This is a genomic window from Paraburkholderia sp. C35 (genome assembly GCF_003121405.1).
GTDB lineage: Bacteria > Pseudomonadota > Gammaproteobacteria > Burkholderiales > Burkholderiaceae > Paraburkholderia.
The window spans coordinates 1-26,054 of the sequence record NZ_QBUY01000096.1; the positions used below are offsets into that span (position 1 = coordinate 1).

A 26,054-nucleotide genomic window follows, 5' to 3' on the forward strand; every position below is an offset into this window, starting at 1 on the left:
GACCGGAGTGGGTGGTGTTAGCCCGCTTTCTTTTGCCTACTTTTCTTTGCGGCGGCAAAGAAAAGTAGGTGCCGCCCCGCACAGGGGCAACACTAGCAGACCAATACCAAACCGCGGATGCCAGCAAAACCAAAACCAAAACCAAAACCACAAAAACCAGAACCAACGAGCGCCCCCAGCGCCACATATCCGTTAAGATACCGACCGCGCAAAAGCTTACATATCTATACAATCTCGCACGCGTGCTGCAACCTGCTTGCAACGAGACCGAAACCTCCCTGCAATCCAGATTGAAGCGCAACACAAGGCGGCGTTCGACCGCTAAACCTCAAAGAAAGGGACCACCCAGCATGACCGACACGACCGTCTTCTCTCCCTCCGACACCCGGCGCCGCATCTTTGCGATCGTCGGTGCCTCGTCTGGCAATCTCGTCGAGTGGTTCGATTTCTATGTCTACTCGTTTTGCGCGCTGTACTTCGCACCCGCCTTCTTTCCGAAAGGCGATACCACGGCACAGCTTCTGAATACGGCAGGCGTCTTCGCCGCAGGCTTCCTGATGCGTCCCATCGGCGGCTGGTTCTTCGGCCGTCTCGCTGACCTGCGCGGTCGCCGCTTTGCGATGATGGTCTCCGTGTTCATGATGTGCGGCGGCTCGCTGGTGATCGCCGTGGTGCCCACGTATGCGCAGATCGGCGCGCTCGCACCCGCGTTGCTGCTCCTCGCACGGCTCTTCCAGGGGCTGTCCGTGGGTGGCGAATACGGCACCAGCGCAACCTACATGAGTGAAGTCGCGTTGCAGGGCCGTCGCGGGTTCTTCGCGTCGTTCCAGTACGTCACGCTGATCGGCGGCCAGCTGTTTGCGCTGCTCGTGCTCGTGATCCTGCAACAGGTGCTGACCACAGAAGAACTGAAGGCATGGGGCTGGCGCGTGCCGTTCGTGGTCGGTGCGTTTGCCGCGCTGATCGCGCTGTATCTGCGCCGCTCGCTCGACGAAACGACCACGGCCGAATCGCGTCAGCGCAAGGAAGCGGGCACGCTGCGCGGCATGTGGCAACACAAGGGCGCGTTCTTCACGGTGCTGGGCTTCACGGCCGGCGGCTCGCTGATTTTCTACACGTTCACCACCTACATGCAGAAGTACCTCGTCAATACGGCGGGCATGCAAGCGAAGACGGCAAGTAACGTGATGACGGCCGCGCTGTTCGTGTACATGATCATGCAACCCGCGTTCGGCGCATTGTCGGATCGCATCGGCCGCCGCAAGTCGATGCTGTTTTTCGGTTTCTTCGCGACCATCGGCACAGTGCCGCTGCTGCATGCCCTGAAGGACGTGACCAGCCCCGTGATGGCGTTCGTGCTGGTGGTGATTGCGCTCGCTATCGTGAGTTTCTATACGTCCATCAGCGGTCTGATCAAGGCCGAAATGTTCCCGCCTGAAGTGCGCGCGCTGGGTGTGGGGCTGTCGTATGCCGTTGCCAATGCGATCTTCGGTGGTTCGGCGGAATATGTTGCGCTGTGGCTCAAGCAGGCCGGGAGTGAACCGTTGTTCTACTGGTATGTGACGGCGCTTTGCGCGATTGCCGGGCTGGTGTCGTTCCGCATGCGCGATCCGTCGAAGGAAGGCTATTTGCGCCACGAGCCGTGAGGCTTTGTACTAGTCAGGTTTGCCAGCGCATGGTCGAGAGTTGACGTTTGCTCTCGCTGCCTGGCATCTGCGATGCGATCTAAATCTTCAGGCATCGCCCTGTGCGGGCGACGCCTGAAGCAATGCAAGACAATTACGGAAACCGCGGTGCGGAAGGCGGCAAGCCTCGCTTCATCGTGATGAACGCGCGCACAATCAGCGACAGGTGATAATAAAGCCGTGCATCGAGCCCATATGCATACGCATACGGATGCTCGAACGCCACTCGCAGCGCCGCAAGCGGTGCATCATTCTTCGCGTATAGCGAGACCACAATCGGCGCGAGCCTGCGCAACGCGACCCGTCGCGCGGGTTCAAGCGATGCATCGAGTTGCAGTGCCGTCACGAACTCGAATGCCGTCAGCGACGCAGCCGATGCCGACCCACGCGTGCCATGCGAGATCGATACTTCGGTCTTCCGGTAGTACGACACATATCGATGCAGGTAATACACCTGCGCCGCCGCAAGGCACAACTCCGAACCGAACACGTAATCGCAGCACATGCCGACGTCATCGCGATAGCTGATGCGCTTCACGAGATCCGCGTTCGCCATCCAGCCATTGTTCGGGAACATCTGCACAAGGCCCGTTCGCCCAGGCTGCTGCTGGAGACCTTCTGCTGACGCCGTGCGATGAAAGTCGGTGTTCAGCGCCTCGCTCTTCGCGGTATCGACGTTACCTTGCACATCCACTTCATACTGGTCCGCGAACGCGACTTCGAGTTGCGGATACTGTTGCCACGGCGCCAGCAAACTCGCAATGGCATCGTGGGCGAAGTAGTCGTCGTCGTGAATCAGCGCGATCTTGTCGCCGCTCGCACGCGCGAACAGACTCGCCACATTGCGTGCCTGACCGAGCGATGGCTCATTCCTCACATAGTGAATGCGGGCGTCGTGCGCATAGCGCGTTTCGATCAGCGCTTGCGTGCGGTCGTCGCTCGAATCGTCGCCGATCAGGATTTCAATGTTCGTGTGCGTCTGCGCGAGACACGAGTCCAGACATTCGACGATCAGTTCGGGCCGATTGTATGTCGGGACGCAAATGGAAACCTTGCAGGATGTCGTCATTGTTTTCCGCTCGCTCCATTAACCAGATGGCAGCGACGCTTCACATTACGAAATCTTTCGCTGCAAGCAGGAAGGTAGATGAAGGGACCGGAAAAATAACCAGAAATAATTCAGTAAAAAATGCAGTGCGCGTGAAGTCGAACGGCAGACAATGCGTGCCGCGTGCCGAAAAAAATGCGGCGATCCTGCAAAATGTGCAGGCCGCCGCATTTTTTGCCTTAAATGACCGCGCTTGCGCGCAATTGCGTCATTCGCCGTATCGGATGCTATCCGGTCGATTCGAATCGGCCTTAGCTGACAGACGGTTCGCCTTCACCGGGCTTTTTACCGGGTCGATCCGATGGTGCCTGTTTGCGGTTTTCGTCGTGACGTTCGGGCATCTTGCTCTTTTCATTGTCGCTATGAGCCGGGTGTTTCGGATGCTCGATGTCGCCGCCCGGACTGGCGTTGGCCGCCGATCGCTGCTTGTCGCTGTTCATGAGACGCTCCCTGATGTCATGTGCCTGCCATTGATCGAGCAATTGCCGCTCCCGTCCCGCGATTGTTAGACTCGTCATCAGGCACGAACCATTAAAAACAGCCAGACGCAGACGGAGACAACTCATGAGCAAAATCGCGTTCAAGGATTTCGAACGCCAGGTCCTGCTACGCCATGTCATTCGCGGCCATGTGTACGAGAACGCAGGCGGACTCGTCGATCGCGCCAACGCGTGGATCGCAGACAACAACGTCGATGTGATCAATGTCGAAAGTCTGTCGACCTTCGGTTCCGGCGACGATACGAGTGTAAGTCACTGGTACTCGGGCATTCGCGTCTGGTATCGGACCGAATGATGCGGCGAGGCCTTATTTATAGGCCTGCGCTCATTTGCCCGATACCACCAGCTTCACCTTGTTCGCGCCGGCAGGCATCGCGGTGATCTGCGTGCGCGCGTCGCGTGAGCCGATGTAGAAGTGCTGACGCGCGGGCGAATTCACGTCGTGTGTGGCATCGGGCAGGCAGGAGGCGATATCTGCCGCGACGGCCTGCAAGGCTGCCGTGCTCGATCCCGCGCCACCGCTCGGCGTCCACGAACATTGATAGCTGCCTTTTGACGCGCCACATTGCGCATCGTCGCCATAGGGCTGCGCGACGCCTTTGCCGTCATCCGGTGTCAGTTGCGCAAAGCCGGCAGGCGCTGCCGCGACGATACGTTTGAGGGCGGCGCATGGACTGGGTGCGTCGTCTGCATAGGCTGACGACGTGAGTGCGGTAACGGCAAGCATCGCGATGGCGAAGCCTGCGTGGAAGGGATGAATGCGTGGCGCGCGTGGGGTTGGTTGCATGAGCGTCTCCGTGGCATGGATGGCTGCATAGCTTAGGCTCGCAGCCGATCTGCAGACTCACGTTGCAATCAACGCGCCTGATCGCAGGCATGAGCGCCCGACGCGACACATCTACGCGGCTGCCTTGTCCGTCTCTTCGCGCTCGAGCGTGCGCGTGCGGCGCAATTCGGGAAACAGCTTCATCCACAGCAGCGCGACGGCAATCGTCGCGCAGCCACCGATCAGCACCGCCGGCTGCGCGCCCCACCAGCCCGCCGTCAGGCCCGACTCGAATTCGCCGAGCTGATTCGACGTGCCGATGAATAGCGAATTGACGGCGCTGACGCGGCCGAGCATCTCGTCGGGCGTACGCAATTGCACGAGCGAGAGCCGCACGACTACGCTGATCACATCCGATGCGCCGAGCGCCATCAGCGCGAACAGCGACACGATGAACGAATGCGACAGTCCGAACACGACCGTTGCGATACCGAACGCAATCACACCGCCGAACATCGCCGCACCGGGCCGATTGCGCAGCGGAAAATGCGCGAGCCAGATCGTGCCGCCGAGCGCGCCGACAGCCGACGCCGAGCGCAGCAGACCAAGACCCAGCGGTCCGGCGTGCAACACGTCGCGCGCAAAGATAGGCAGCAGGGCAGTCGCGCCACCGAACAGTACAGCGAACAGATCGAGCGACAGCGCGCCGAGGATCACCGGCTGGCTGCGAATGAAGCGCACGCCCGAAAACACCGATTCGAGCGTGACGGGCGCACGCGGCACGGGCTTCGTGCGCAGCGGAATCGTGCTGACCGCCGCGGACGCGAGCGCGAACGACAGCGTGCACGCGAGATAGGCAGCACCCGGTCCGATACCGTACAGCAGGCCGCCGAGTGCAGGTCCACCAATCTGCGCAGCCTGGTTCGCCGAGGTGGCCCACGCCGTCGCCTGAGACAGCTGCGCGCGCGGCACGACGCCGGGCAGCAGCGACGCCACGGCGGGCGACTCGAATGCGCGCGCAGCGCCGACACAGGCCGCGAGCACATAGATCACAGGTGCGCTGATCCAGCCGCCGAACGTGCCCCATGCGAACAAGGCCGCGGCGATGCATTCGAGCCCCTGGCAGATGGCTGCGATGCGCCGCCGGTCGTAACGATCCGCGACCTGGCCGACCACGAGTGTCAGCACGAACATCGGCAGGAACTGCGCGAGGCCGACGAGGCCCAGCGCGAATGCGCTATGCGTGAGCGCGTAGATGTGCCAGCCCATCGCCACGGCGAGCATCTGGAACGACAGCGAAGACAGCACGCGCGTGCACCAGAAGCGCTGGAACGGCGTCTGTCGAGGCAGGCTGATTTCGGGTTCGCGGGCAGCGTCGTCGACGAGTGTGTCGAATGTCTCGGCGGCAGTCGGGTCAGTGGTCGGGTTGACCGGTTCGCTAGTGTCGGCGGCTGGTTTGTTCATCGATGGATGGATCGTCGTCCCATATAACGGGCGCGATTGCCTTATGCGTCATGCGTATCTGGCTCGGTTTCCGGCTCCGTTTGCACCTCAGGCACCGCACTTGCACGCGCAGTGACGGAAATGGCTCAACGAACGGCATGTTCCGTTGAAGCCCGGGTCGGGCCCGCCAGTGTAGAGCAAGTCGTTCGCGCCTGCCGTGCCGGGCTCGAGGGCGCGCCCATGTGACCCGTTACGTGGCGTTACGGCACGACTTTTCTCAACTACCTGTTCTGACCATGGATGATCTGCTTACACGCGTTTTTCACCTTCAGCCATCACTGCTCGTATCGCTCACGCAAGACGTGATGCATGCGGGCGTGGCGATTCTGATCCTGATCGCAGGATGGTGGCTGTCCAACCGGATCGGTGCGTTGCTGTCCAGAGCGATGTCGCGCACGCACGCAGACCCGACGCTCGCACCGATGATCAATGCAATCGGCACATGGGCCGTGCGCGTCCTTGTGCTGTTTGCTGCACTCAGCGAGGTGGGCGTCGCGACGGCAAGCGTGCTGGCCGTGCTCGGCGCGGCGGGCCTCGCCATTGGCCTCGCGCTGCAAGGAACGCTGCAGAATATTGCAGCCGGCATTATGTTGCTGATGCTGCGGCCGTTCCGCGCCGGCGACGTGATCGAAGGATCGGGCGCGACGGCGGGTATCGTGCGCGAAGTCGGGCTGTTCACGACGCGCATCGAACGCAGCGACGGCAATGCCGTTTTTGTGCCGAACAGTCAGATCTGGAGCAACCCGGGCGTCAACTACAGCAGCGGCGGCACGCAGCGCGTCGAGGTGGAGGTGGGCGTTGCGCAGCGCAAGGATGTTGCGTGCGCAATCGAAGCGCTGAAGAAGATGGTGGCCGGCGATCCACGCGTGCTGGGCGGGGCCACGCTTGCACCTGTCGTGACGGCAGCCGACTACCGGCACGGCGGCGGCGCGGCCGTGCGGGTGGCCGTCTGGGTGCGCGGGGCGGATGCACAACTCGCTGCCGACGACCTTCGCGAACGCGCGCGCACTGTAGTCGAGGATGCGGGCTGCCGGACGGCGGAGCCGCCGCGCACCCAGCGTGCCGAGCCTGAGCGCGCGCGGCAGTCGGAGACAGTCTGATTCACGCTTATTCGTGGACGAATGCACTATCGTTCACGCTGCGCAGCGCTTCACGAGTCGCTTCAATCCGCCGTGTGTCGGCCGATGCACGGCATGCACCGCATCATCTCCTGATGCGGCTGTTTTTCCCCTTCCTGTCAGCCGATGCCCCGTGAGTGGGCCTCGCCAGCGCACCCTCGGGCGCGTGCGCTGGTGCCGGCATGTTGCAAAGCCGCAATTTGCCTAGGTAAAAACCCTAGTATTGAGATAAAATGGCAGCTTACCGGAAGAGATTGCCATGTCGCCCCGTTTTCAGATCTTTGAAAAAATTGCGTTTTCGCTGGTCGTGATGTCCGCTGTGCTGTGCTCGGGCTTTATCGCGTGGGAAACGTCGCCCGATTTCCAGGACGCCGTGCACGCCAGCGCGGCAGCCGTGCGCTGGAGCGGCGACTATTCGTTCATTTGCGCGTCGACGGCGACCAACGCCTGCGACCAGCTCCCCGTCGACTGACTCCTCGATAGCGAAAGCCGCACGAAGCTGGCGCGCCTCTCGGCGCAGGCCAGTGAGCAGCGGCGCGTAATTTTCACTCCTGCCGTCGGACTTTTTTTCAAAGGTCCGGCCGGTCATCCGGCGTAAGCCGCTCCCCGTCTCGAATGTGCTTCAGGAATGCCGCTTGCTTTCAACAAGCGGCTAGTCTTCGTCCGTCGTCTGCACGGTGAGATGAAGTCTGGTTCCTTCGAAAACCGTCGTCGCCACACCCGTCGATCTCCAAGGTCGGCCTCCACGGTCTAGAACCATTCCAATGCATCAGGAGCCGCGACATGACACCCGCCACCCGGTATGAAATGCAGATCCTGCAAGCGGATATGCGCATGCTGCTCGCTGTCGACGACACTGCAATCGAGTTCTTTCCCGGCACGCCAGCAGGTGCCGATATCGCCGTCAAGCCTTACGCGGTGCTGCATACCGATTCGCTAGCGACACTGAGCGGCTGGCGCGAGGTCATGCAGGCAGGCGGCCGTCCGCATCGGCTCGTCAATAACGTCTATGGCTACCGTCAGGAAGTCAACAATCCTGACTGGTAACGTCTCCGTGCGAACGCGTGCCGCCGTGATGCCGCGCGCGTTCCGCTTCATCTCACCACCAACCGCGCCGCGCCGCGCATGCTGACGATCCTTGTCACCGCCGTCGTCACGCTCGTGGTCGTCCTTCTGATCGCCAATCTGTCGACCGGCGAGAAGAAGATCGAGCACAAGATCGAGCGCCGCTACGGCGCCGGCGATCCCCAGTTCATGCGTTCGATGGGCCTGTTGCTCGGGCCGCCTGTGTCGTCGGGCAACCGCTTCGACGTGCTCCTGAACGGCGACGAGATATTTCCGTCGATGCTCGAAGGTATCGCCGCCGCGCAGAAGACGATCACGTTCGAAACCTTCATCTACTGGTCTGGGGCGATCGGCGAGCAGATCGCGAACGCATTGTCAGCGAAGGCACGTGACGGCATTTCAGTGCATGTGCTGCTGGACTGGGTCGGCTCGCAGAAGATGGACCGGCGCTACCTGCAGATGCTCAAGGATGCAGGCGCCGAGGTGATCCAGTACCACAAGCCGCACTGGACAGGGCTTGGCCGCATGAACGACCGCACGCACCGCAAGCTGCTGGTGATCGACGGACGCATCGGCTTCACGGGCGGCGTGGGAATCGCGCCGGAGTGGACGGGACATGCACAGGACGACAAGCACTGGCGCGACACGCACTTCCGCGTGACGGGACCTGCCGTCGGCCATATGCAGGCGGTGTTCATGGATAACTGGATCAAGGCAACCGGCAACGTACTGCATGGGCCCGACTATTTTCCGGAAGCGGAGCACACGGGCGATGGTCTTGCGCACATGTTCAGCAGTTCGCCATCGGGCGGCAGTGACGACATGCAGTTGATGTATCTGATGGCGATCACGGCGGCAACACACTCGATTCATCTGGCGAGTGCCTATTTCGTGCCGGACAAGCTGACGATCAACGCGATCGTCGAAGCGGTGAAGCGCGGCGTCGAGGTGCAGATACTCACGCCTGGCCGACACATCGACACGCATACCGTGCGCGAGGCATCGCGCGCATGCTGGGGCCCTTTGCTCGAAGCGGGCGTGCAGATGTTCGAGTATCAGCCGACGATGTTTCACGTCAAGCTGCTCGTGGTCGACGAGTATCTGGTCTCGGTCGGCTCGACCAATTTCGATTCGCGCTCGTTCAAGCTGAACGACGAGGCGAATCTCAACATCTACGATGCCGCGTTCGCGCAGCGTCAAACGCAGATTTTCGCCGCTGACCTGAAGCGGTCGAAACGCATCACGCTCGATGACTGGAAGAGGCGGCCCTGGACCGAGAAAGTGATCGAGCGCGTGGTCGCGCTGCTCGATTCACAACTCTGATCTCCGTCTGGCGGGACCCGTCTGTGCAAACGCGTGCATGGGCGGTGCGTGTCCAGGCGGATCGCCCGCGGGCGGTTCCTGACGCGGTGGCGCGCGGTCCGGTTCGCGGTCGGGCACGGGCGGCGAGCGCGGGTCGGTGTCGGGATCGTCGGCGGGCGGTGGAGCCGGATCGGGTTCTACTTCGGGCGGCATCGGCGTATGCAGACGCGCAGCGATAGGGAATGGCAGCGTGGCGCGTACGGGAAATGCAATCTGATTCATCGCGTGGATCTCTCGAATGCAGTTCGACACATCCAACGATTCCGCAATGCATGTGCCATCCATTGCATGTTGTGCGCACATCAGGTCCTACCACTTCATGCGCTCAGACGTACGCTACATATTCGTGTAAGAGCTGCACCAGCCGCCGCCCGCGACCTGCTTCGTGCCGAACAGTGTGCAACCACCCCATGCATCGGCAGGATTGCCCTGGAACAGCGAGCAGTTGCTGCAGGTTTGTCCTGCCTTGAAGTCCGGGAAGCGCGCCTTGTCGGCTTTCGCCGCGACGGTGACGTAGCCGACCGCCTTGGCGGCGGGATCGCTTTCGCTCAGCTTGTCGTCGGCACGCGCGGCGTGGCTTGCGGCAAGTGCCGCGCACAGGCCGACGGCCGAGCCGAGGCTCGCCACGATGAACTCACGCCGGGTTGTTGTCATGATGGGTCTCTTGTGGGCGGGCAGATGAGGCGGGCGCGACAAAGGGCACGGGCCGACGGTGATTGATGGCAGCGAATACGGCCATCAGCAGCAGGAACGCGAGCACTAGCAGGCTCGCGTTGATCAGCACGCGTTCGTAACCCAGCTCGCCGACGTCGATGAACGGATAAGGGTAGAAATCCGACAGCGCGCCGCGCACCATCGTCAGTGCGAGATAGCCGAGCGGGTAGACGAGCCACCACAGCAGATGGCGCAGCCTCAGATGAAAACGCGGCACGAACAGCAGCCAGTAGAGTGCCACGAGCAGCGGCACGACGGTGTGAAGGCTTTCGTTGAGCAGCATGCGCCAGCCCGAGGGCGTCCACAGATGCCGCAACAGCAGGTTGTACGCGAAGCCGACGAACACGATATAGCACGTGACGGCCGTCACGACCGTCGGCTGCCGGAAGAAGCGCACGAGAGGCGGGCTGTTCTGCGGGAAGCAGGCGACGCAGGTGAAGCACAGCGCGCAGGTGAAGATCGTCAGATTGGTGAGGTAGCTCGTGAGCCGCTCGACGGCGTCGAACATGCCGTAGCCGCGCGACAGCATGCGGTGGACGGTGACGTCGGCCTGCGCCGCGAAGGCGAGCCAGGCGATCAGGGCGATGGCCATCGCGAGTGCAATGGACGCCATCGTCGGGGCTGGCAGCGGCAAGTCATGCGCAAGCGTATCGCCTGCTGGCTTGATCGCTGAGCTGTCGGGTTGGTTGGCGGTGGGCGCGCGCTTCTTCATGCGTTGATTCTAATCGCGTGAAGGAACGCGTGCAGCGGTTCACGCGGATGCCCAGGCCGACAACGACCCTGGCAATCCGCGCAAACCAGCCTTCAATCCCTGCTACCAGCGACCATGATCATGATCATGGTCGTGATCGTGATCGTGATCATCATCACCGTCATCGCGACCGCACGCATCGCCGTGATCATGGCCATCCTTCACGCCCGGCAAGCGCTGCGCAACGTAGTCCGGCAAATCGGCGGCATCGATCGCAAACACGAAGAACTGGTTCGGATTCGCTATCCCCGCCGGGTGGTTCGTATCGGTGATCGTCGCGAGGAAATCATTGTCGTTAGCGACGAAGAGCGTGTGCTTCTTCACGCCATGCACCGTCACGTCCGGACCAAACGCAATGCCTTCGATCTTCGCCGGAATGTCGTTCGCGTTATACCCATACTTCGTCAGCGCAGCGACGATATCGAGGAACAGCGTCTTCTTCACGGCATACGGCGCGAGCCCGCTTTCACCGCTCGCCTGGCTCACGTCCTGCGCACCCGTCAGATCGATGCGGTTCAGCTGCTTGAACGCAGCCGTCGAATCATCGCCGAGACCCTTGCCGTCGCGCTCATCAACCAGCAACTCGTGATCGTTGATCGCGAGAATGTCGCTGACCGTCGGATACTTGGGCTTGGAAGCCGTGCCGATGTTCGTCAACGGGTACGCGTACTGCACCGTGCGGCCCGAGCGGATGTCGATCTTCACGATGCGCGTGTACTGCCCGTTCGTGCCGCCATCCTGAATCAGCGGGCTTTGCATCACGCCGAACAGCGTGTTGCCGTCCGGCGAAATCGCGAGGCCTTCCATGCCCTTGTTCGCGACGCGGCCGGACGTGTTCATGCTGATCTCGTTGTTGCCCACCGGCGAGAGCGTCGACACCGCGAACGTGTCGGGCAGCTTGTACGTCGCAATGCGGCGGCCGCTCCTGCGATCGAAGCGGTACACGTACGGGCCATATTCATCGGAGATGAACACGCTGTCGCCATCGTTGGCGACGCGCACGCTTTCGGGGTCGAAGCGCGCATCGAGCGGATACGTCGACAGATGCGTCGGATCGTAGTTGTCCGAGCGGCCCGTGAAGTAATTCGTGTGGTTGTCGCGGTTAAGCTTCGGCGCGCCGTTTGGCACGCCAAACGCAGCGCCCGTGCCATAGACGAGGCGATCGGACGTGTGCAGCAGCGTCGTGTCGAGCAGCTTCGGTGTCAGCGTGAACGGCAGCGCGGCACCCTTGGGCGCGTCTTTCAGATGCAGGCGCAGCGTCTGGAAGCGGTTGATGTACGACGCGGTATCGTCGATAGCGGCGTTGTACGAGACTGCGTTCGGACCGCGATCCGGCACGGCGACGAAGGTATGGCAGCCCGCGTAGCCAATGCCCGAGCCAAGACCGCCGAGCAGATTGCCGGGTGCACCGTTTTCGAGCTTGCCCGCGGTGTCCTTCGATTTGTCGAGCAGATTGCCGTCAAGCTTGCCGATGGCGATCAGATCGACGGAAGCGGGGGCGGCAGGCGCGGCGACGCGCGCCGCGAGCGAGGCGACGGCACCGAGCATGGTGCGGGTGAAGAGCGATAAGCGCAGCACTGGAATGTCCCTTGAAAGGAGCCATGCGATGAAAGGCGGCGCCGGGCGCGTACGGCAAAAGAAAGCGGTCGAACGCCCGGACGAAAGGTTGCTTACGTTTTATTGCCGGGGACCGATGTTGCGTGACATAAATGTCGGAAGTGTGACGGCGTGCACGCGGGCGTGGCGCGCGATGTGCGCTAGCGCACATTCGGATGCACGCTTGTCATTGAAGCGCCTGTATTCAGGCGCGCGCCTCATGAAACGGCGCTGGCCGAGTGCCGTTGCGAGTCATCGCCGCTCGCCGATCTCCGGTGCAATCGCGGCATGATTGAGCAGCGCGACGAGCGACATGCCGCCCACCACGTTGCCCGCGAGCGTCGGCAGCAGAAAGCGGCCGAAGTAATCGGCAAGCGATGCGTCGCCCGCGAGCACCGCATAGGCGACCTCCGTCGATCCCGCGATGATGTGCGACAGCTTCGCCACGGCTACCACCCAGGTGATCAGCACGACGGTCAGGAGGCGTGCCGCGCGCGCGCCCGGCAGCAGCCACACCATCAACGCGATCAGCCATCCACCGAATACGGCGCGCATGAAGGTTGGGAACGTATCGGCGGGGCCGACTGCCGCGCGTGAGGTTTCGTCGAGCGCATCGACGACATCGGCTTCGAAAATGCCAGGCAGGCGCAGCATCGCCGCGAAGATCCATGAACTGATCACATTGCAGACCAGCACGACGATCCACAGGCGCAGCGCTTTGAGCAGGCAGCCGAACTCGCGCCGTGTGAGAACGGGCAGCATGACCGTCAGCGTGCTTTCGCTGAACAGTTGCTGGCGTCCCATGATGACGAGCACGAAACCCGTCGTGTAGCCAAAGCTCGACACCAGATGCCGCCACGACGTGTCGGGCAATCCCGCCTGAAGCACGGCCGTGGTGAGAAACGAGAAGCCCATCGACAGCCCCGCCGCCAGCGACGACCACATCAGCGCGACGACAGTGCGTTCGAGTGCGGCCTCGCCTTCTTCACGCACGATCTCATGCAACATCAACGCGTGAGGCGCGGTGTGTTGCGCGGCCTGATCTTTTTCATCTGCGTCGAGATGGGGCGATTCGGCACCGGCTTTTTCCGGCCGATCCACGTCGGCGTTACGAACGGTCGTTTCGCGTTGCCGCGCGTGAGGGACAGTGTCGTTCGATTCAGGTTTCATGGGCCGCTCGCTTATGCGCGATTCACATGCGCATCGCAAAGCAGGTTGCAAAATCGGTGCCTGAGAATCTGCACCTGGCGTCGCTTTCGTCGGACCACGCCGGCTCGAACGACGCGATGCGCCGTGCTACGATGAACCCGACCGTCATCTGCAAACCGAGACCCAACGCGACATGGCAACCCTTTACGCGAAGCTTGGCGTGTCTCAAGACGCCACCTGGGAAGAGATCAAACGGGCGTACCGCAAGGCCGCGATGAAGTGGCACCCGGACCGCAACGTCGGGCAGGAAGACGTCGCGCACGCGGCGTTCCAGGAGATCAAGGACGCATACGCGATTCTCTCCGACGAAAACCAGCGCAAGGTGTACGACGCCGTGTACGCGCAGGAAATGCGCCGCTGGGACGCGCTCGAAAAGCGTCAGCGAGAAGTCGAGGCGGCGCGCGCGCGCATGGCACAGGCAGCCGCCGAGGCGAAATACACAGAGATGGTGGGCGTGGCGATGCGCTATGCCGACGAAGGCCACAACCGCGACGTGCTGTTCGGCGTGCTGCTTGGCCGCGAGTGCGATGCCGGCATGGCGCAACGCATCGCCGACAGCGTATCGGCCTTGCAGGCGTCGCGACGTGCTGCGCAAGCGGCCGAATCCGCACCTGCGCCGGACGCATCGACAGCCGGACCCGAGAAGGACGACGCGGCATCACCAACCCAATCCGCGCAAACGAAACACGACAAACCTGCCGACGAGCCACGTAACGGCGGTCTTTTCGATTCGCTGTGGCAGGGATTTTTCGGCGTGCGCTCATAGCGCGCCGCCTGTTGATCCTCATTCACGCTTATTTTCACCATTACCGCTTTACGTTGCGCGCGATCCCGCGAGACGCGTGGAACCTGAGCACGGACATGCTTCGATGAAAGACGCTTTCGAACGGCGTGCGTTGCTGCTGCATCTCGGCGACGCACTACACGCCATCTCCGCGGCACTCGCCGACCACGCAAAACATCACACGCTGCATCATCTGCTGAACGCGCATCCCGAACTCGCCGCGCATGCATGGCTCGCAGCGATGCCGCCGAAGATGAAGACCGCGGACTTCGCCGCGCGCGCAAGCGCCTCGTTCGCTGCATGGCCCGCGTTGCTGCTGGAAGAGCAGGTCGACTACAGTGCGCTCGCGCTCGCCGTGCACGACAATCTGTTCGCGGAGGATCGTAGCGGCTGGCCCGCGTATATCGGTGCGATAAAGCCCGAGGTCGAATGGTTCGGCGATGCGTTGCCCTTTACGGGCGAGCCATCGCCAGTCGTTGAGCCGGTGCAGGCAAAGGACGAGATCGAGCCGCCCGCAGCGCGCGCCGATGCCCAAGGTGTCAGCGCTCAAGAAGCATCGCAGCGTGACAGCGCCGAAGACAATGCACGTCTCTATCCGTCTTGGCCGTGGAAGCCGGGCGTGTAGCACGGCAGAAATACGCGGCAGAAATAAAGTCGCCTCGTTGCGACCACTACAACCCGGCCGCAACGAGGCGATGCAAATTCACGCGCTCAACACTGCAGCGCGTGTGAGATTCGATCAATACCCCCAGCGTTGGCGTTCGCGCCATTCGTGCTCGCGCCAGGCTTCGTGACGGCGCCACTCGTGTTCACGCCATTCATGCTCGCGCCATGCGCGGCGCTCACGCCAGTCGTAGCCATAACCCACGGCAACGGGGGCGGGCGCAGCGTACACGGGTTGAGCCGGCACCACCACGCCCGGCACGCCGAGACCCACGGCGACGTCGACGTGTGCCGAAGCCGCTGCCGAAGCTGCGAGCATTGCCACACCGATAGCTGCACCAAGCATCATCTTCTTCATTATTGCTCCCTGCGCATGGTTGCGCGTCTCTGAGTACGGCCTCAGTCTAGGGGCGCGGATTCGACACAGGTGCAACAGCGTTGCGAGAAAAGTAACGCAGGGTAACAGCGCATCAGGCCACGCACAGTCTCGGCACGCGATGAAACTGGCGGTCAAAGTAGATGAGGCTGTCGCCATCGGCACACACGCGGATCTGCGTCGCTTCGACGAACATCACCGAATGCGAGCCGGCTTCCTTCAACTCGACGATATCGCCTTGCAGACTGGCGAGCGCATCGCGCAGCACGGGCACGCCGTGCAGTCCTTCATCCCAGAGCGGCAGGCTGAAGCGCGCGTCCATTTCGAGTTGCGTGAGACCCGCGAAGTGTCGCGCGAGCAGTTCATGATGGCCCGGCAACACGTTGATGCAGACCTTGCGATTGGCCTCGAACACGGCATGCATCGCGCTCGAGCGGTTCATGCAGACGACCAGTGTGGGCGGTGCATCCGTGACGGAGCAGACGGCGCTGGCAGTGATGCCGCAGCGCCCGGCAGTCCCGGCGGTCGTGATGACGTTGACGGCTGCGCCCAGATGCGCCATTGCCTGGCGGAACTGCTTGCGCGCGGCATCGGGGTCGCGCAGGGTTGGGCGTTGCGAATCGGAGAGAGCGGACATGATGTGAGGTTCCTGCGCAGTGGTTCGCTGCAAATCGATCATCCATGCACGATGGTTGCGCGCACGACGATCCCATGCATCAAGCGTACGGCACGCATCGCACGAATAAAATCCGCGCGAGTGCCACGCGTGTTGGCTAGCTTCCCGAGTCGGCTAAAGGTTTTACCAGGTTGCGCGCGTGGCGCATCTGCGCATGGCGTTCGTGCACGCGTCGTTACCGCGAAAAGCCTGCAAAGAAGGCTTTTCACGTGAATTTGCGCTGGTTATGATGGACCTTGACATCAATCAGACAGGCAGCGCGTAGAGACAGCCGGTCCCCATACGGCGCGCGTTGCACACAGGTTCAGCACATGAGTTCAGCCAGCAAGGCATCATCCATCGCGCCAGTCGCGCCCATCGTGTATATCGTCGACGACGACAACGGCATGCGTACTTCGCTCGCGTGGCTGCTGGAATCGGTGGGCGTGAAGTCGGAAGGGTTTGCGAGTGCCGCGGAGTTTCTAAAAGCCTTCGACGCGAACGTGCCCGCATGCCTCGTGCTCGACGTGCGCATGCCCGAGACGAGCGGCTTCGATGTGCAGGCGGAACTCAACGCGCGCGGCGCGACCTTGCCGATCATTTTCGTCAGCGGTCATGGCGACATTCCGATGTCGGTGCGGGCGCTGCAAAACGGCGCAATCGATTTCGTCGAGAAGCCCTACAACTCGCAGCAAATGCTGGAACGCGTGCAGCGCGCAATGAAGCTCGCGACGCAGCGTCATGCAGCGGATCAGAAGCATCGCGAACTGCGTCAGCGGATTGAATCGCTGACGGCGCGAGAAAAGGAAGTGTTGCGCGGCGTGCTGGACGGCAAGGGCAGCAAGCGCATCGCGTCGGACCTGTCGATCAGTGTGAAGACGGTCGACGTGCACCGCGCGAGCATCAAGGACAAGCTTGGCGCGTCGTCGATTGCGACGCTGGTGCGCGATGTGATGGCCGTATGGAGTCCGGGCGAGGGCCGCGACTAGTATCGAACGGCATGGAAGGGCACGCGGCCCTGACATGGCAAGGCCGCGCCGATCCTTCCCCACACTAGCGCATGTAAAGCCCGCCGTTCACATCCCAGCAGGCGCCGTTGGCGAAGTACGCATCACCCGATGCGAGCAGCACGGCGACCTGCGCGACATAGTCCGCTGATCCAAGACGCCCGACGGGAATGCTGGAAATGACCTTGTCGAGCTTGTCGGCGGGCACGCTTTCGTGAACGATGGGTAAATCCAGCGGTCCCGGCGAGATCGCATTGACGGTCACGCCGCGCGCGGCCAGATCGCGCGCGAACACCTTGGTCAACGTAATCGCACCGCCTTTCGCCGCTGCATAGTGCGCGCCCGTCGCCGAGCCGCCATTCTGTCCCGCCAGCGAAGCAATATTGACGATGCGTCCCACGCCGCGATCGGCGAAATACTGGCCGAACACCTGGCCGCCGAACAGCACGCTGCGCAGATTGATGTCGATCACCTGATCGAACTGTTCGGCGGTGATCTCCATCACGGGCAGGACCTTCGATGCTCCCGCGTTGTTCACGAGCGCATCGACATGACCCCAGCGGCTGATCAACGCATCGCGTGCGGCTTCGAAGTCCTGCTTGCGCGTGACATCGAGCGGGATCGCGCAGGCGGTGTCATGGTCTGCGCTCAATTCCGTGGCCAGCGCCTGGGCGGCATCGATTGCGATGTCGGCCAGCGCGACCTTGTAACCCGCACGATGAAACTGCTTCGCGACGACGGCACCCAGACCGCGCGCCGCGCCCGTCACGATAACGACTCTGTTCGACATAAATGAAGATTCCTTCAGTGCGTGCGCCTGCACGCACGCTATGGATGTCAGGAAGCGGCCAACGCGGCTTCGAAGTGCGCGGCGACGGCACAGACCTGCTCGTCCGCGCCTTTGCGTCCCACGATCTGCAAGCCCGCTTTCAAAGGCGAGCCTTCGATCGGGACCGGCAGGCTCAACGCGGGATGACCGCTCAGATTGAACGGCCGTATCAATGAGGACATCGTGAGCACAGGCGTGCCGTTGCGAGCGGCTTCGATTGTGATCGGCAAGGTGGGCAAGGTCGGCAGCACCAGCACGTCGGCGTGATCGAGTGCACGATCGACGGCAGCCGTGAACGAGCGCCGTACGCGCTCGGCGGTGTCGAGTTGCGTCTGGGTCGTTTGCGCCGCGGCGCGCAGGCGTGCGTCGATGTCAGCACCGAGCTTGCCTGATTCGACGAGATGCGCGAACTCGCGCGCGGTCTCGACGTTGATGACAGCAAGGCCTGCTTCGAAGGCTTCTTTCAGACCATCCAGTTCGATCACGCGCGATGCAAAACCTGCGAGTTGGACCGCACGCTCCACGCCCTGGCGAATGGCCGCATCGGCATCGACCGACACGATCGCGATGTTCGCGCCTGCATTGGCGCGTTTCGCGAGGTTCGCATCGAACGCGGGCGCGATGGCCGCCATCACAGCGGCGAGCGTCGCGATGTCACGCGTAAAAGGACCCACGCAATCGAGCGTGGATTCACGCGGCACGGCGCCTTTGCGCGACACGCGACCGAAGGTCGGCTTGAGTCCCATCACGCCGCAGCATGCGGCCGGTCCGCGAATCGATCCGCCCGTATCGGTGCCGAGCGCGGCATCGACGAGCTTCAGCCCGACTGCCGACGCCGAGCCGCTCGACGAGCCACCGGGAATACGGGCCGCGTCCTGCGGATTGACGGGCGTGCCCGTGTAATCGTTGATACCCGTCATGCCGAACGCGAGTTCGTGCATGTTGGTCTTGCCCGTGATGCGCCAACCCGCATCGAGCAAACGCTGAACGACTTCGGCGTGAGCGGCGGCAGGTGGTGCGTCCGCGAGTGAACGGCTCGCACCTGTGGTCGGATAGCCGGCCACGTCGATCGAGTCTTTGATCGCGATGGTCGGGCCTTGCGCGGCAGCGTCCGCGCCCAGCGTGAATTCGCTGATGAATGCAGTCATGTCGTCGTGTCCTTGCGGGCGTTCACTTGCCACGGTGCATCGAAAAGACGTTCGGTGCGAAAGTGCTGGATCAGCCAGTCGCGGCCATTCGGCGCCGGCACGAAGTCGATGTCGAGCCGCGCGGCGATCAGCTCGGCGCGTGCATCGACGTAACCCGACGCCTGCAGCATGATCCAGCGGCCGGGCGCGCGCGTGCCGTCGACTTCGATCGTCTCGGAAGTCAGGAAGTGCACATTGGTGGCGAAGTGCGGCGCGGGAGGCAAATAGCGCTGCAGCATCGCAAGAATGGCATCGTGTCCTTGCAGCTTGCCGAATTTCTCAGTGTACTGCGGGCCGATGCCTTGCCAGATTGCGTCTTCGGTGAAGAGTGCAGCGAGCGTTTCGCCGTCGAGCGCGCCCGACGGCACGTCGCACAGCGCCATGTAGCGCGCGATGGTCTTGCGCACCGCGTTCTCTGCTTCGAGCGCGGCGACGCGCGCCAGCAAGGCGTCGAGGGCGGCCGGTGACAGCGTCATATCGCTCATGGCTCAGGACGCGTTCTGCGCGGCTTGTGCGGCTGCGGGCGGCACCGTCAATGCACGGCCAACGCGTGCCTCGATCTTGCCGTAGCGCCACAGGTTGTATTCGCCCACCGGCGTCGTGCGGTACAGGTTGCACACGGCCACGGCCGTGTCGAAATCGGCGACGTCGGCCATGATGTAGAACGTCCACGGCGCGCCATCCGACTGGCCGACCACCAGCCGGTCGTCATCCATCACGCCGAGCACACGCACGTTTTCCATCGCTTCGACGGCGGCGAGCATCTTGCCGTACGCCTGCCATACCTCGCCGATCTGCTCGCGCGGCAAGTCGAAGAAATTCTGCGTGACGCCGCAGCAGAACAGAACGCGCAACGGCAACGAACGATTGTCAGTCATGAAACGAAACTCCCTTGAAAACAGGTATCAAATGATCAGTAGCTGGAACGGTTACAGATAACCGGGAATCGGGGGCACGCCGACGAACACGGCGCCCGCGCCGTCGTAATTGCCTTCACCGAGAAACGCGTGCTGGGTGACGACCATCGCGTCTCGCAGCAGGCGCTGCAACGGATGTGAGCGATAGATCGCCATCGTGCCGCCCAGCCGGTAGGCACGGTTCACGACGTCCGCGCCTTCACGCGCGATCTGCGTGGCAGCGAGGCGCAGCAGGCTCACCTGATCCGGCGTGACGTCGTTGCCGGCGAGGATCGATTGCCACACGCTATCCGTCGATTCGTAGAAGAACGCGCGTGCCGAGCGCAACTGCGCTTCCGCCTTCGCAAGCTCGATCCGGTAGTACGCGCGGTCGGCGAGTTGCGGCGCACCCGTGGTGGTCTTGCGGCCGCCTGCCATCTGGTTGGCGACATCGAGCGCCGCGCGCGCGAGGCCGAGGTTCACCACGGCCAGCACTTGTGCCGCATACGCAATGGTCGGATAGCGGTACAGCGGCTCGTCGCCGGTCGGCGTGCCGCCGCGCACGAAGGTCCAGTCTTCGGCGACGAACTGGTCGGTGACGCGCAGATCATGGCGACCCGTGCCCTGCATGCCGACCACATCCCAGTTCTCGACGATCTCGACCTGAGCCGCTGGAAACACGGCCGTACGCGGCTTGCCAGGTGCGCCGCCATCCTTGCCGCCCACGCCGATGCCCACGCCGAGCCAGTCGGCGCCCTTGCAGCCGCTAGCGAATTTCCATGTGCCGTTCACGCGCCATCCACCTGGCGCGGGCTGTGCCGGCTGCACGGGAAAGAGACCGCCCGCGAAGACCTGATCGGGGCCGTTCGCATAGATGGCCTGCTGCGTCGCGAGCGGCAGCGCGGCCAGGTAGACCTTCGCAGAGCCGAAGCTCGCGACCCATGCCGCCGAGCCGGCGGCGACCGCGATGCGCTCGATCATCGCGAGAAACTCGGCGGGCGCGCGTGCATCGCCGCCAAAGCAGCGCGGCGTGCCCGCGCGATAGATGCCCGCGCGCTTGAGCTTCGCGATCACATCGCGCGGCACATGCGACAGCCGGTCGAATTCGTCGCGGCGTGCAGCGATCTCGGCGATCACCTCGTCGAGGGGCAGTGCAGCGGTGGCATCCTGTTGCAGCGAAGGCTCGCTGAGGTCGTTGCGCGAGGCGAGGGCAATGGCGGCTGACATGTCGTTTCTCCTGAAGGCATTCGATGTTGTTGACGTTCAGGCCAGTCTAGAAATGCAAAAAGACATCATCAATTGGGGCGCCGCTGCGTGTCTCCTGGTATGGATGCCCGCGCGTCTAAAGAAATCTTTAGAACCGTTGTAGTAAGGCCGGGTGTTATGGTTACGGCTGCACTCAAGGTCCGTCGCACGCGCATCATGAACTTTCCCGCCGAAGAAGATTTCCACCGTCTGCTCGATGCGTTGACGCTGTGCGTATTGCTGCACGACGCGCAGACCAAGGCGATCGTGTGGGCCAACCAGGCCGCCTGCGTCGCGCTCGGTTTCTCGCTCGAAGAACTGCTGCCGCTCAAGGCGCGCGACATGACGCGGCCCGAGCCGAAGTACCGGCGCGAGCTCGGCGTGGCCGCGATGGATCGCGCGATCACGCAAGGGCCACAGGTGTACGAATGGTGTTATCGGTCGCGCGCGGGTATCGACATGTTGTCGGAAGCGATTGCGACCTATGTACCGTTGCGCGAGCGCGCCGTCGTGATGGTGCAGTTCCGCGACATCAGCGCGGAAGAGGCGGTGCGTCAGAAGTTGCGGCGGTACGAAACACGTCTGCGCGAGTTCATGCAGGATCTCGGCGAAGGCGTGGCCGTGCTGACACCGCGCGGCAAGCTCGAATTCATCAGCGAATCGGGGCGGCGCGTATTGGGCGTGGCACCCGGCGAGCCGCTCGGCGCGGTGACCGATTACTGCACACCCGCGGATCGCAACCGGCTGGTCACACAACTGCGCCATGCCACGGGTGAACAGCTCACGCACGCACAGCGCTATCGCATCACACGGCGCGATGGCGCGACGCGCTGGCTGCGCATCACATGCCGGCGGGTAGCGATCGAAAACGACCTGAACGGCCTGCTGGTTCACTTCCGCGACATCAGCGACGAAGTGTCGACGGAGGAAGCACGCCGCATGGAAGCACGCATGCTCGAATATGCGGGCCGCTATAACGCCATGGGTGAAATGGCCACGGCAATTGCGCACGAGTTGAGTCAGCCGCTGGCCGCTGTGCGCAATTTCATCGAAGGCGCGATCCAGCGGCTTGGCCAGGGCAGCATCGATTCGGCGATCTGGGGATTGCGCAGCGCGGACCGTCAGGCCGAGCATGCGGCGCTGATCATCAAGAGCGTGCGTGAGTACATCGTCAAGCGCGAGCCGACGGAGACGCACGTCGATTTGCGCGACATTCTCAACGACGTCGCGTACTTCATCGAGTTGCGCGCAAAGGAGGCGGGCGTGCGCGTCAACATCGAGCAGTCGCCACAAGCGTTGCCCGTGTTGTGCGAGCGCGTGCTGATCGGACAGGTCATCCTGAATCTTGCGTTCAATGCCGTCGAGGCGCTGACGGAAACGAAGTCGTCGACACGTGTCGTCACACTCGCGACTGCACTTGCCGGAGAACGCGCCGAATTGCGTGTGATCGACAACGGTCCGGGCGTGCCCGCCGATGCACACGAGCGTCTGTTCGACGGCTTTTCTTCGTCGAAAGCGGGCGGTAACGGCATCGGCCTTTCGCTGTGCAAGAACATCGTCACGCGGCATGGCGGACGCATCTGGGCGCAGGCTGCACAAACGGAACGAGCGGCAGAAGGCGGCGGACTCGAATGCCGTTTCGCGTTGCCGCTTGCGCCTTCGGCTGAAGCGGGCGGGTAGATTCGATCTAGCGTCCAAGCGAGCGGGCCGTCTGACCGCCAATGCCGAAATCGGTGTTGGGAATATCCTTGATCATCACGCGCGTGGCCTGAAGCGGGGCATCGAGCACGGCAGCCGCCGTTTCCGATAGTGCCGCGATCAGCGCCTCTTTTTGCATATCGGTGCGGCCTGCAATCAGGATTGCGACGATCACCGGCAGCGAAGGCGGTGCGCCATGTGCCGCCGTCTTGCCACCGATGCCGAAGTGCACGGCAGGCATTTCGCTTAGCAGGATGCGCACAGACTCCGCGGGCGCGCCGATCGCGCTGACCGTTGCGTGCGTAAGACCTTGAATCAGCGACGCCTTGCGCGCTTCGTCGTGTCCGTGCGGTAGATAGACTTCGAGTGTTGGCATCTTGGGATTTGCTCCTTGCGCGCGGCGGCCGTGTTACGGCCTTGCAATGGCTATTCACCGCACCGCTGCGCGCATCAAAGACTCACAGCAGGAAACCAATTGCGCTCAGCGCTTCTGTCGAATCGATCAGTCGGATCACTTTTTCGACGAGGCGCGGTTCGCCTGTTTCAAAGCTGATCTTGTGCGTGAGATCGGCGGCGAAGATCGTCGATGCGCCGCGCTTGTACGCGACGATCACCTGTGCCGATTTCACTTCGACCACGTCGGCGGCATCGCTCGTCAGCGTGAAGCGCGACACGGTGCGCACGGTGCGAGCGGCATCCGACGCCGACGCCGAATAGCCCGACGTCATGCGCTGCACGCGCAGTTCGCGCATGTGCTGGTCGTCGTACGCATAGTTCAGCGTGGCGGCGAAGTCGGTGGCCTGCGGATCGATGGGCACCACATAGAAGCCTTTTGCGTCCCACAGATCGAGCCACGCGCGATAGTCGCGGCGATCCAGCATCTCGGCTTCGCGCCAGATGAATTCGATGGCGCGGGCAAAGGTCTGTTGCGAGAAGAGTGCGTTGCGATCGTCCATCATGCCTGCTCCATCATTGCGCGCCATTGGCGATACGCTTCGCGCATGCCCGTTTCGTCGGTTGCGTGTGCTGTCTTTTCGCCGTTTTCAGCCGTAGTTTCGCGGTTCAAGCCGCGATTCACGAGGATGGGCAGTTCCGGGCCGGCATACGAGCCGCGCTGCACGCGCTCCCATGCTTCTGCATCGTCGGGACTGCCGAAACCGAACGGACCCTGGAAGTGTTCGTGAATGCGCAGACGCACGCGGTTCGCTTCGTCGGGACCGCCGTCCATGGCGCGCGCAACGTGACGGATCTCCGTTTCCTCCGCTGAAATAGGGCGCAACACGCGGAAGAACGCCATCGACCGCGCGAGGTTCGGGAACAGGTTCAGGTTGAAGCCCACGCCCATCAGCGCGCGCACGATGCGCCGCACTTCTTCCGGCGTGTGACGTTCGGCGAGTTGCGCGGCGAGGTCGTTGAAGCGCTCGGGCAGCGGCGCACCGTCGTCCTTGTCCAGATCGACGAGTTCCGGCACCAGCACGGCGAGGCTGTGACCGTTGCCCAGCGAGCGGCAGAACGCGTCTTCGCTCGTCATGAAGCTGGTGATGGCCGCTGCCGTTTCGTCGTCGATCGATTTCATCCACGACTTGTGCACGACCGGGAAGTGATACAGGTCCGTGGTGTTCTCGAGCTGGATCTTCCAGTTGCCCTTGAACTTGAACTTGTGTTCGCCGTTTGCCTTGATCGGAAAGCCCGCACCCTGTTTCATGAACAGGTCGATCCACGGCTTCGCACCGCCGAGAAAATCTTCGAGCGGTTCGATCTCGTCGTTGAAGCTCGCGAAGATCAGACCTTGATAGATGCCGACACGCAGCTTCGCGAGCGGCAGGTCGCCTTTCTCGCACACGCCTTCGTAACCGTCGCCATAGGGCAACGCGCGCAGCGTGCCGTCGAGCGCATACGACCAGCTGTGATACGGGCAGGTAAAGCCTTTGGCGTTGCCCTTGTGTTCTTCGCACACAGTCGCGCCGCGATGGCGGCAGCGGTTTTGCAGCACGTTCACGGCGCCCGTCTTGTCGCGAACGACGATCACCGGCTGCCGGCCGATCGTGGTGGTGCGGAAGTCGCCAGGGTTCGGCAGTTCGCTTTCATGCGCGACCCAGACCCACGTCTTATAGAAAATGCGTTCGAGTTCGGCTTCGAACAGATTCGGATCGTAGTACAGCGAGGGCGCAATGCGATCTGCGTGAACGCGCTCGCGCAGCGTACTCGTGTCGATGGTTTGCCAGGTAGTGTCGCTCATCGGTGTGATGTGTCGGGACGTGATTATCGGAAGTGGAAACGGTGGAAAGCACCCGCATGTCGGGTTTCTTTCGCGTTGACATCAGTCTCGCTTTGCACCGATCATGCGTCAAATCGATTAAAAATTAGCCGGTCGATAAGTCCGGCAAATAATGCAAGCTCAGTCGGAAGCCCACCATGACCTCACTCGATCACGTCGATCTCAATCTGCTGCGCGTGTTTCAGGCGATCGTCGAAGAACGCAGCCTCACGAAAGCCGGCGAGCGTCTCGCGCTGTCGCAGCCTGCCATCAGCTATTCGCTCGCGCGTCTGCGCACGCTGTTCGACGATCCGCTCTTTATCCGCACGCGTTCGGGCATGCAGCCCACGCCGATTGCGCTCGAACTCGCCAGCATCGTGGGGCGCGCACTCGATACCGTGCGCGAGGCGCTGCGTTATGCAGAGAGCTTCGATCCTGCGACGAGCACGCGCACGTTCCGGCTGTCGCTGTCCGATGCAGGAGAGATGGCCTATTTACCCGCAATCTGCGAGGCGTTGCACGAGCGCGCGCCGCGCGTGAAGCTGTCGATCGAGCCACTGCCCGTTGAAGAAATGGAAGATGCGTTGCGTTCGAGCAAGCTCGATTTCGCAATCGGCAACCTGCCGATGCTGATGGCGCGCACGCGTCATCAACTGCTATTCGAAGAAACGTATGTGTGCATGACGCGCAAGCGTCGAGGGCTGCCGGCAGGCGCGGCACTGAGTCACGAACATTTTCTGCAGGCGTCGCATGTACAGGTGCGCTCGGTCGAGCACAGTCACCATGCACTCGACGATGCATTGCGTGCGCAAGGGGTCGGCCGCAACATCGCGCTGCAATTGCCGCACTTCGTCGCGCTGCCGGGCGTGCTGGCCGTCACTGATCTGTTCGCGACGCTGCCGCAGAGGCTGGCAGGCATCCTCAATCGCAGCGACGCGTTTCGCATCTACACGTTGCCCGTGCCGATTCCGCAGGCCACGGTGACGATGCATTGGCACGAGCACTTCGACGAGGACGACGGCATTGCGTGGATGCGCGATCTGATGGCCGAGATGGTGCAGCGCTTCGACAAGAAGTAAG

Annotated in this window: 30 protein-coding genes; 11 read left to right on the top strand and 19 right to left on the bottom strand. The window is 62.6% G+C overall.

Annotated elements, in window-relative coordinates; translation table 11 throughout:
* Nucleotides 1–350 precede the first annotated feature (350 nt).
* Complete coding sequence (locus DK391_RS34855) at nucleotides 351–1,646, top strand: MFS family transporter (protein WP_109482551.1); 1,296 nt, start codon at nucleotides 351–353, stop codon at nucleotides 1,644–1,646.
* Nucleotides 1,647–1,779: 133 nt separating this feature from the next.
* Here the strand turns inward: DK391_RS34855 and DK391_RS34860 are convergent, their stop codons facing one another.
* Both DK391_RS34860 and DK391_RS45480 read right to left on the bottom strand, forming a co-directional pair.
* The gene (locus tag DK391_RS34860; protein ID WP_109482552.1) at nucleotides 1,780–2,754 is read right to left on the bottom strand and encodes a glycosyltransferase family 2 protein; all 975 of its coding nucleotides are present in this window, start codon (nucleotides 2,752–2,754) and stop codon (nucleotides 1,780–1,782) included.
* A 290-nt stretch (nucleotides 2,755–3,044) separates the two neighbouring features.
* Nucleotides 3,045–3,233 carry a hypothetical protein gene (locus DK391_RS45480; RefSeq protein WP_109482553.1) on the bottom strand — a complete coding sequence of 63 codons (189 nt, stop codon included), beginning with the start codon at nucleotides 3,231–3,233 and terminating at the stop codon, nucleotides 3,045–3,047.
* A 124-nt stretch (nucleotides 3,234–3,357) separates the two neighbouring features.
* On the opposite strand from DK391_RS45480, the gene DK391_RS34870 reads away from it, so the two are divergent.
* Nucleotides 3,358–3,588: a hypothetical protein gene (locus DK391_RS34870; protein ID WP_109482554.1), complete on the top strand. Its 231-nt coding sequence runs from the start codon at nucleotides 3,358–3,360 to the stop codon at nucleotides 3,586–3,588.
* 30 nt (nucleotides 3,589–3,618) lie between these two features.
* Here DK391_RS34870 and DK391_RS34875 read toward each other — a convergent pair whose 3' ends face one another.
* Nucleotides 3,619–4,080, bottom strand: a complete 462-nt coding sequence (locus DK391_RS34875; protein WP_109482555.1) for a hypothetical protein — start codon at nucleotides 4,078–4,080, stop codon at nucleotides 3,619–3,621.
* A gap of 111 nt (nucleotides 4,081–4,191) precedes the next feature.
* On the bottom strand, nucleotides 4,192–5,523 hold the full coding sequence (locus DK391_RS34880; protein ID WP_239483040.1) for an MFS transporter: 1,332 nt from the start codon (nucleotides 5,521–5,523) through the stop codon (nucleotides 4,192–4,194).
* Between the two features lie 275 nt (nucleotides 5,524–5,798).
* On the opposite strand from DK391_RS34880, the gene DK391_RS34885 reads away from it, so the two are divergent.
* The 4 genes from DK391_RS34885 to cls all read left to right on the top strand — a co-directional run bounded on the left by DK391_RS34885 (nucleotide 5,799) and on the right by cls (nucleotide 9,068).
* Nucleotides 5,799–6,662, top strand: coding sequence for a mechanosensitive ion channel family protein (locus tag DK391_RS34885; RefSeq protein ID WP_109482556.1), 864 nt, complete (start codon nucleotides 5,799–5,801; stop codon nucleotides 6,660–6,662).
* Between the two features lie 277 nt (nucleotides 6,663–6,939).
* Nucleotides 6,940–7,152, top strand: a complete 213-nt coding sequence (locus DK391_RS34890) for a hypothetical protein (protein ID WP_109482557.1) — start codon at nucleotides 6,940–6,942, stop codon at nucleotides 7,150–7,152.
* Nucleotides 7,153–7,463: 311 nt separating this feature from the next.
* Entirely contained in the window at nucleotides 7,464–7,727 is a 264-nt protein-coding gene (locus DK391_RS34895; RefSeq protein ID WP_109482558.1) for a hypothetical protein, read from the top strand.
* Between the two features lie 78 nt (nucleotides 7,728–7,805).
* Nucleotides 7,806–9,068 (top strand): cardiolipin synthase, encoded by a 1,263-nt coding sequence (gene cls, locus DK391_RS34900; protein ID WP_109482559.1) that lies wholly within the window; start codon nucleotides 7,806–7,808, stop codon nucleotides 9,066–9,068.
* Here the strand turns inward: cls and DK391_RS34905 are convergent.
* From DK391_RS34905 to DK391_RS34925, 5 genes are all read right to left on the bottom strand, one after another.
* Complete coding sequence (locus tag DK391_RS34905) at nucleotides 9,057–9,329, bottom strand: hypothetical protein (RefSeq protein WP_109482581.1); 273 nt, start codon at nucleotides 9,327–9,329, stop codon at nucleotides 9,057–9,059. The genes cls and DK391_RS34905 overlap by 12 nt on opposite strands.
* Before the next feature lie 114 nt (nucleotides 9,330–9,443).
* Entirely contained in the window at nucleotides 9,444–9,761 is a 318-nt protein-coding gene (locus DK391_RS34910; protein ID WP_109482560.1) for a high-potential iron-sulfur protein, read from the bottom strand.
* The gene (locus DK391_RS34915; RefSeq protein WP_239483041.1) at nucleotides 9,742–10,434 is read right to left on the bottom strand and encodes a Pr6Pr family membrane protein; all 693 of its coding nucleotides are present in this window, start codon (nucleotides 10,432–10,434) and stop codon (nucleotides 9,742–9,744) included. Before DK391_RS34915 ends, DK391_RS34910 begins: the two co-directional genes overlap by 20 nt.
* A gap of 201 nt (nucleotides 10,435–10,635) precedes the next feature.
* A complete protein-coding gene (locus tag DK391_RS34920; RefSeq protein WP_109482582.1) occupies nucleotides 10,636–12,120 on the bottom strand; it encodes an esterase-like activity of phytase family protein in 1,485 nt (494 codons plus the stop codon).
* 300 nt (nucleotides 12,121–12,420) lie between these two features.
* The gene (locus DK391_RS34925; protein ID WP_109482562.1) at nucleotides 12,421–13,338 is read right to left on the bottom strand and encodes a formate/nitrite transporter family protein; all 918 of its coding nucleotides are present in this window, start codon (nucleotides 13,336–13,338) and stop codon (nucleotides 12,421–12,423) included.
* A 172-nt stretch (nucleotides 13,339–13,510) separates the two neighbouring features.
* On the opposite strand from DK391_RS34925, the gene DK391_RS34930 reads away from it, so the two are divergent.
* The gene (locus tag DK391_RS34930; RefSeq protein ID WP_109482563.1) at nucleotides 13,511–14,143 is read left to right on the top strand and encodes a DnaJ domain-containing protein; all 633 of its coding nucleotides are present in this window, start codon (nucleotides 13,511–13,513) and stop codon (nucleotides 14,141–14,143) included.
* A gap of 103 nt (nucleotides 14,144–14,246) precedes the next feature.
* Nucleotides 14,247–14,786, top strand: a complete 540-nt coding sequence (locus tag DK391_RS34935; protein WP_109482564.1) for a hypothetical protein — start codon at nucleotides 14,247–14,249, stop codon at nucleotides 14,784–14,786.
* Nucleotides 14,787–14,900: 114 nt separating this feature from the next.
* Here the strand turns inward: DK391_RS34935 and DK391_RS34940 are convergent, their stop codons facing one another.
* Both DK391_RS34940 and hpaC read right to left on the bottom strand, forming a co-directional pair.
* Entirely contained in the window at nucleotides 14,901–15,182 is a 282-nt protein-coding gene (locus DK391_RS34940; RefSeq protein WP_204117496.1) for a hypothetical protein, read from the bottom strand.
* Between the two features lie 112 nt (nucleotides 15,183–15,294).
* Nucleotides 15,295–15,837, bottom strand: a complete 543-nt coding sequence (gene hpaC, locus DK391_RS34945) for a 4-hydroxyphenylacetate 3-monooxygenase, reductase component (protein ID WP_109482584.1) — start codon at nucleotides 15,835–15,837, stop codon at nucleotides 15,295–15,297.
* A 377-nt stretch (nucleotides 15,838–16,214) separates the two neighbouring features.
* Between hpaC and DK391_RS34950 the strand changes: the two genes are divergently transcribed.
* Nucleotides 16,215–16,844 carry a response regulator gene (locus DK391_RS34950; RefSeq protein WP_109482585.1) on the top strand — a complete coding sequence of 210 codons (630 nt, stop codon included), beginning with the start codon at nucleotides 16,215–16,217 and terminating at the stop codon, nucleotides 16,842–16,844.
* Nucleotides 16,845–16,908: 64 nt separating this feature from the next.
* On the opposite strand, the gene DK391_RS34955 is transcribed toward DK391_RS34950, so the two are convergent.
* The 5 genes from DK391_RS34955 to DK391_RS34975 are packed head-to-tail and all read right to left on the bottom strand — an operon-like array spanning nucleotide 16,909 to nucleotide 21,001.
* Nucleotides 16,909–17,652, bottom strand: coding sequence for an SDR family oxidoreductase (locus DK391_RS34955; protein ID WP_109482565.1), 744 nt, complete (start codon nucleotides 17,650–17,652; stop codon nucleotides 16,909–16,911).
* 47 nt (nucleotides 17,653–17,699) lie between these two features.
* Nucleotides 17,700–18,839: an amidase gene (locus tag DK391_RS34960; RefSeq protein WP_109482566.1), complete on the bottom strand. Its 1,140-nt coding sequence runs from the start codon at nucleotides 18,837–18,839 to the stop codon at nucleotides 17,700–17,702.
* Nucleotides 18,836–19,363, bottom strand: a complete 528-nt coding sequence (locus DK391_RS34965) for a nuclear transport factor 2 family protein (RefSeq protein ID WP_109482567.1) — start codon at nucleotides 19,361–19,363, stop codon at nucleotides 18,836–18,838. Before DK391_RS34965 ends, DK391_RS34960 begins: the two co-directional genes overlap by 4 nt.
* 3 nt (nucleotides 19,364–19,366) lie before the next feature.
* Nucleotides 19,367–19,756 carry a hypothetical protein gene (locus DK391_RS34970; RefSeq protein WP_109482568.1) on the bottom strand — a complete coding sequence of 130 codons (390 nt, stop codon included), beginning with the start codon at nucleotides 19,754–19,756 and terminating at the stop codon, nucleotides 19,367–19,369.
* A gap of 51 nt (nucleotides 19,757–19,807) precedes the next feature.
* Nucleotides 19,808–21,001: an acyl-CoA dehydrogenase family protein gene (locus tag DK391_RS34975; RefSeq protein ID WP_109482569.1), complete on the bottom strand. Its 1,194-nt coding sequence runs from the start codon at nucleotides 20,999–21,001 to the stop codon at nucleotides 19,808–19,810.
* 195 nt (nucleotides 21,002–21,196) lie between these two features.
* Here DK391_RS34975 and DK391_RS34980 point away from each other — a divergent pair, with 195 nt between their 5' ends.
* Entirely contained in the window at nucleotides 21,197–22,699 is a 1,503-nt protein-coding gene (locus DK391_RS34980; protein ID WP_109482586.1) for a PAS domain-containing sensor histidine kinase, read from the top strand.
* 7 nt (nucleotides 22,700–22,706) lie between these two features.
* Here DK391_RS34980 and DK391_RS34985 read toward each other — a convergent pair whose 3' ends face one another.
* The 3 genes from DK391_RS34985 to DK391_RS34995 form a co-directional block, all read right to left on the bottom strand.
* Entirely contained in the window at nucleotides 22,707–23,093 is a 387-nt protein-coding gene (locus DK391_RS34985) for a tautomerase family protein (protein WP_109482570.1), read from the bottom strand.
* Nucleotides 23,094–23,175: 82 nt separating this feature from the next.
* Entirely contained in the window at nucleotides 23,176–23,676 is a 501-nt protein-coding gene (locus DK391_RS34990; RefSeq protein WP_109482571.1) for an aromatic-ring-hydroxylating dioxygenase subunit beta, read from the bottom strand.
* A complete protein-coding gene (locus tag DK391_RS34995) occupies nucleotides 23,673–24,956 on the bottom strand; it encodes an aromatic ring-hydroxylating dioxygenase subunit alpha (protein ID WP_109482572.1) in 1,284 nt (427 codons plus the stop codon). Before DK391_RS34995 ends, DK391_RS34990 begins: the two co-directional genes overlap by 4 nt.
* A gap of 176 nt (nucleotides 24,957–25,132) precedes the next feature.
* Here DK391_RS34995 and DK391_RS35000 point away from each other — a divergent pair, with 176 nt between their 5' ends.
* Complete coding sequence (locus DK391_RS35000; protein ID WP_109482573.1) at nucleotides 25,133–26,053, top strand: LysR family transcriptional regulator; 921 nt, start codon at nucleotides 25,133–25,135, stop codon at nucleotides 26,051–26,053.
* Nucleotide 26,054: the final 1 nt, after the last annotated feature.

Bases quoted from the DNA above. Each gene is read 5' to 3' on its own strand.
- DK391_RS34855 (WP_109482551.1), top strand. From the start codon at position 351: ATGACCGACACGACCGTCTTCTCTCCCTCCGACACCCGGCGCCGCATC.
- DK391_RS34860 (WP_109482552.1), bottom strand. From the start codon at position 2,754: ATGACGACATCCTGCAAGGTTTCCATTTGCGTCCCGACATACAATCGG.
- DK391_RS45480 (WP_109482553.1), bottom strand. From the start codon at position 3,233: ATGAACAGCGACAAGCAGCGATCGGCGGCCAACGCCAGTCCGGGCGGC.
- DK391_RS34870 (WP_109482554.1), top strand. From the start codon at position 3,358: ATGAGCAAAATCGCGTTCAAGGATTTCGAACGCCAGGTCCTGCTACGC.
- DK391_RS34875 (WP_109482555.1), bottom strand. From the start codon at position 4,080: ATGCAACCAACCCCACGCGCGCCACGCATTCATCCCTTCCACGCAGGC.
- DK391_RS34880 (WP_239483040.1), bottom strand. From the start codon at position 5,523: ATGAACAAACCAGCCGCCGACACTAGCGAACCGGTCAACCCGACCACT.
- DK391_RS34885 (WP_109482556.1), top strand. From the start codon at position 5,799: ATGGATGATCTGCTTACACGCGTTTTTCACCTTCAGCCATCACTGCTC.
- DK391_RS34890 (WP_109482557.1), top strand. From the start codon at position 6,940: ATGTCGCCCCGTTTTCAGATCTTTGAAAAAATTGCGTTTTCGCTGGTC.
- DK391_RS34895 (WP_109482558.1), top strand. From the start codon at position 7,464: ATGACACCCGCCACCCGGTATGAAATGCAGATCCTGCAAGCGGATATG.
- cls (WP_109482559.1), top strand. From the start codon at position 7,806: ATGCTGACGATCCTTGTCACCGCCGTCGTCACGCTCGTGGTCGTCCTT.
- DK391_RS34905 (WP_109482581.1), bottom strand. From the start codon at position 9,329: ATGAATCAGATTGCATTTCCCGTACGCGCCACGCTGCCATTCCCTATC.
- DK391_RS34910 (WP_109482560.1), bottom strand. From the start codon at position 9,761: ATGACAACAACCCGGCGTGAGTTCATCGTGGCGAGCCTCGGCTCGGCC.
- DK391_RS34915 (WP_239483041.1), bottom strand. From the start codon at position 10,434: ATGGCGTCCATTGCACTCGCGATGGCCATCGCCCTGATCGCCTGGCTC.
- DK391_RS34920 (WP_109482582.1), bottom strand. From the start codon at position 12,120: ATGCTCGGTGCCGTCGCCTCGCTCGCGGCGCGCGTCGCCGCGCCTGCC.
- DK391_RS34925 (WP_109482562.1), bottom strand. From the start codon at position 13,338: ATGAAACCTGAATCGAACGACACTGTCCCTCACGCGCGGCAACGCGAA.
- DK391_RS34930 (WP_109482563.1), top strand. From the start codon at position 13,511: ATGGCAACCCTTTACGCGAAGCTTGGCGTGTCTCAAGACGCCACCTGG.
- DK391_RS34935 (WP_109482564.1), top strand. From the start codon at position 14,247: ATGAAAGACGCTTTCGAACGGCGTGCGTTGCTGCTGCATCTCGGCGAC.
- DK391_RS34940 (WP_204117496.1), bottom strand. From the start codon at position 15,182: ATGAAGAAGATGATGCTTGGTGCAGCTATCGGTGTGGCAATGCTCGCA.
- hpaC (WP_109482584.1), bottom strand. From the start codon at position 15,837: ATGTCCGCTCTCTCCGATTCGCAACGCCCAACCCTGCGCGACCCCGAT.
- DK391_RS34955 (WP_109482565.1), bottom strand. From the start codon at position 17,652: ATGTCGAACAGAGTCGTTATCGTGACGGGCGCGGCGCGCGGTCTGGGT.
- DK391_RS34960 (WP_109482566.1), bottom strand. From the start codon at position 18,839: ATGACTGCATTCATCAGCGAATTCACGCTGGGCGCGGACGCTGCCGCG.
- DK391_RS34965 (WP_109482567.1), bottom strand. From the start codon at position 19,363: ATGAGCGATATGACGCTGTCACCGGCCGCCCTCGACGCCTTGCTGGCG.
- DK391_RS34970 (WP_109482568.1), bottom strand. From the start codon at position 19,756: ATGACTGACAATCGTTCGTTGCCGTTGCGCGTTCTGTTCTGCTGCGGC.
- DK391_RS34975 (WP_109482569.1), bottom strand. From the start codon at position 21,001: ATGTCAGCCGCCATTGCCCTCGCCTCGCGCAACGACCTCAGCGAGCCT.
- DK391_RS34980 (WP_109482586.1), top strand. From the start codon at position 21,197: ATGAACTTTCCCGCCGAAGAAGATTTCCACCGTCTGCTCGATGCGTTG.
- DK391_RS34985 (WP_109482570.1), bottom strand. From the start codon at position 23,093: ATGCCAACACTCGAAGTCTATCTACCGCACGGACACGACGAAGCGCGC.
- DK391_RS34990 (WP_109482571.1), bottom strand. From the start codon at position 23,676: ATGATGGACGATCGCAACGCACTCTTCTCGCAACAGACCTTTGCCCGC.
- DK391_RS34995 (WP_109482572.1), bottom strand. From the start codon at position 24,956: ATGAGCGACACTACCTGGCAAACCATCGACACGAGTACGCTGCGCGAG.
- DK391_RS35000 (WP_109482573.1), top strand. From the start codon at position 25,133: ATGACCTCACTCGATCACGTCGATCTCAATCTGCTGCGCGTGTTTCAG.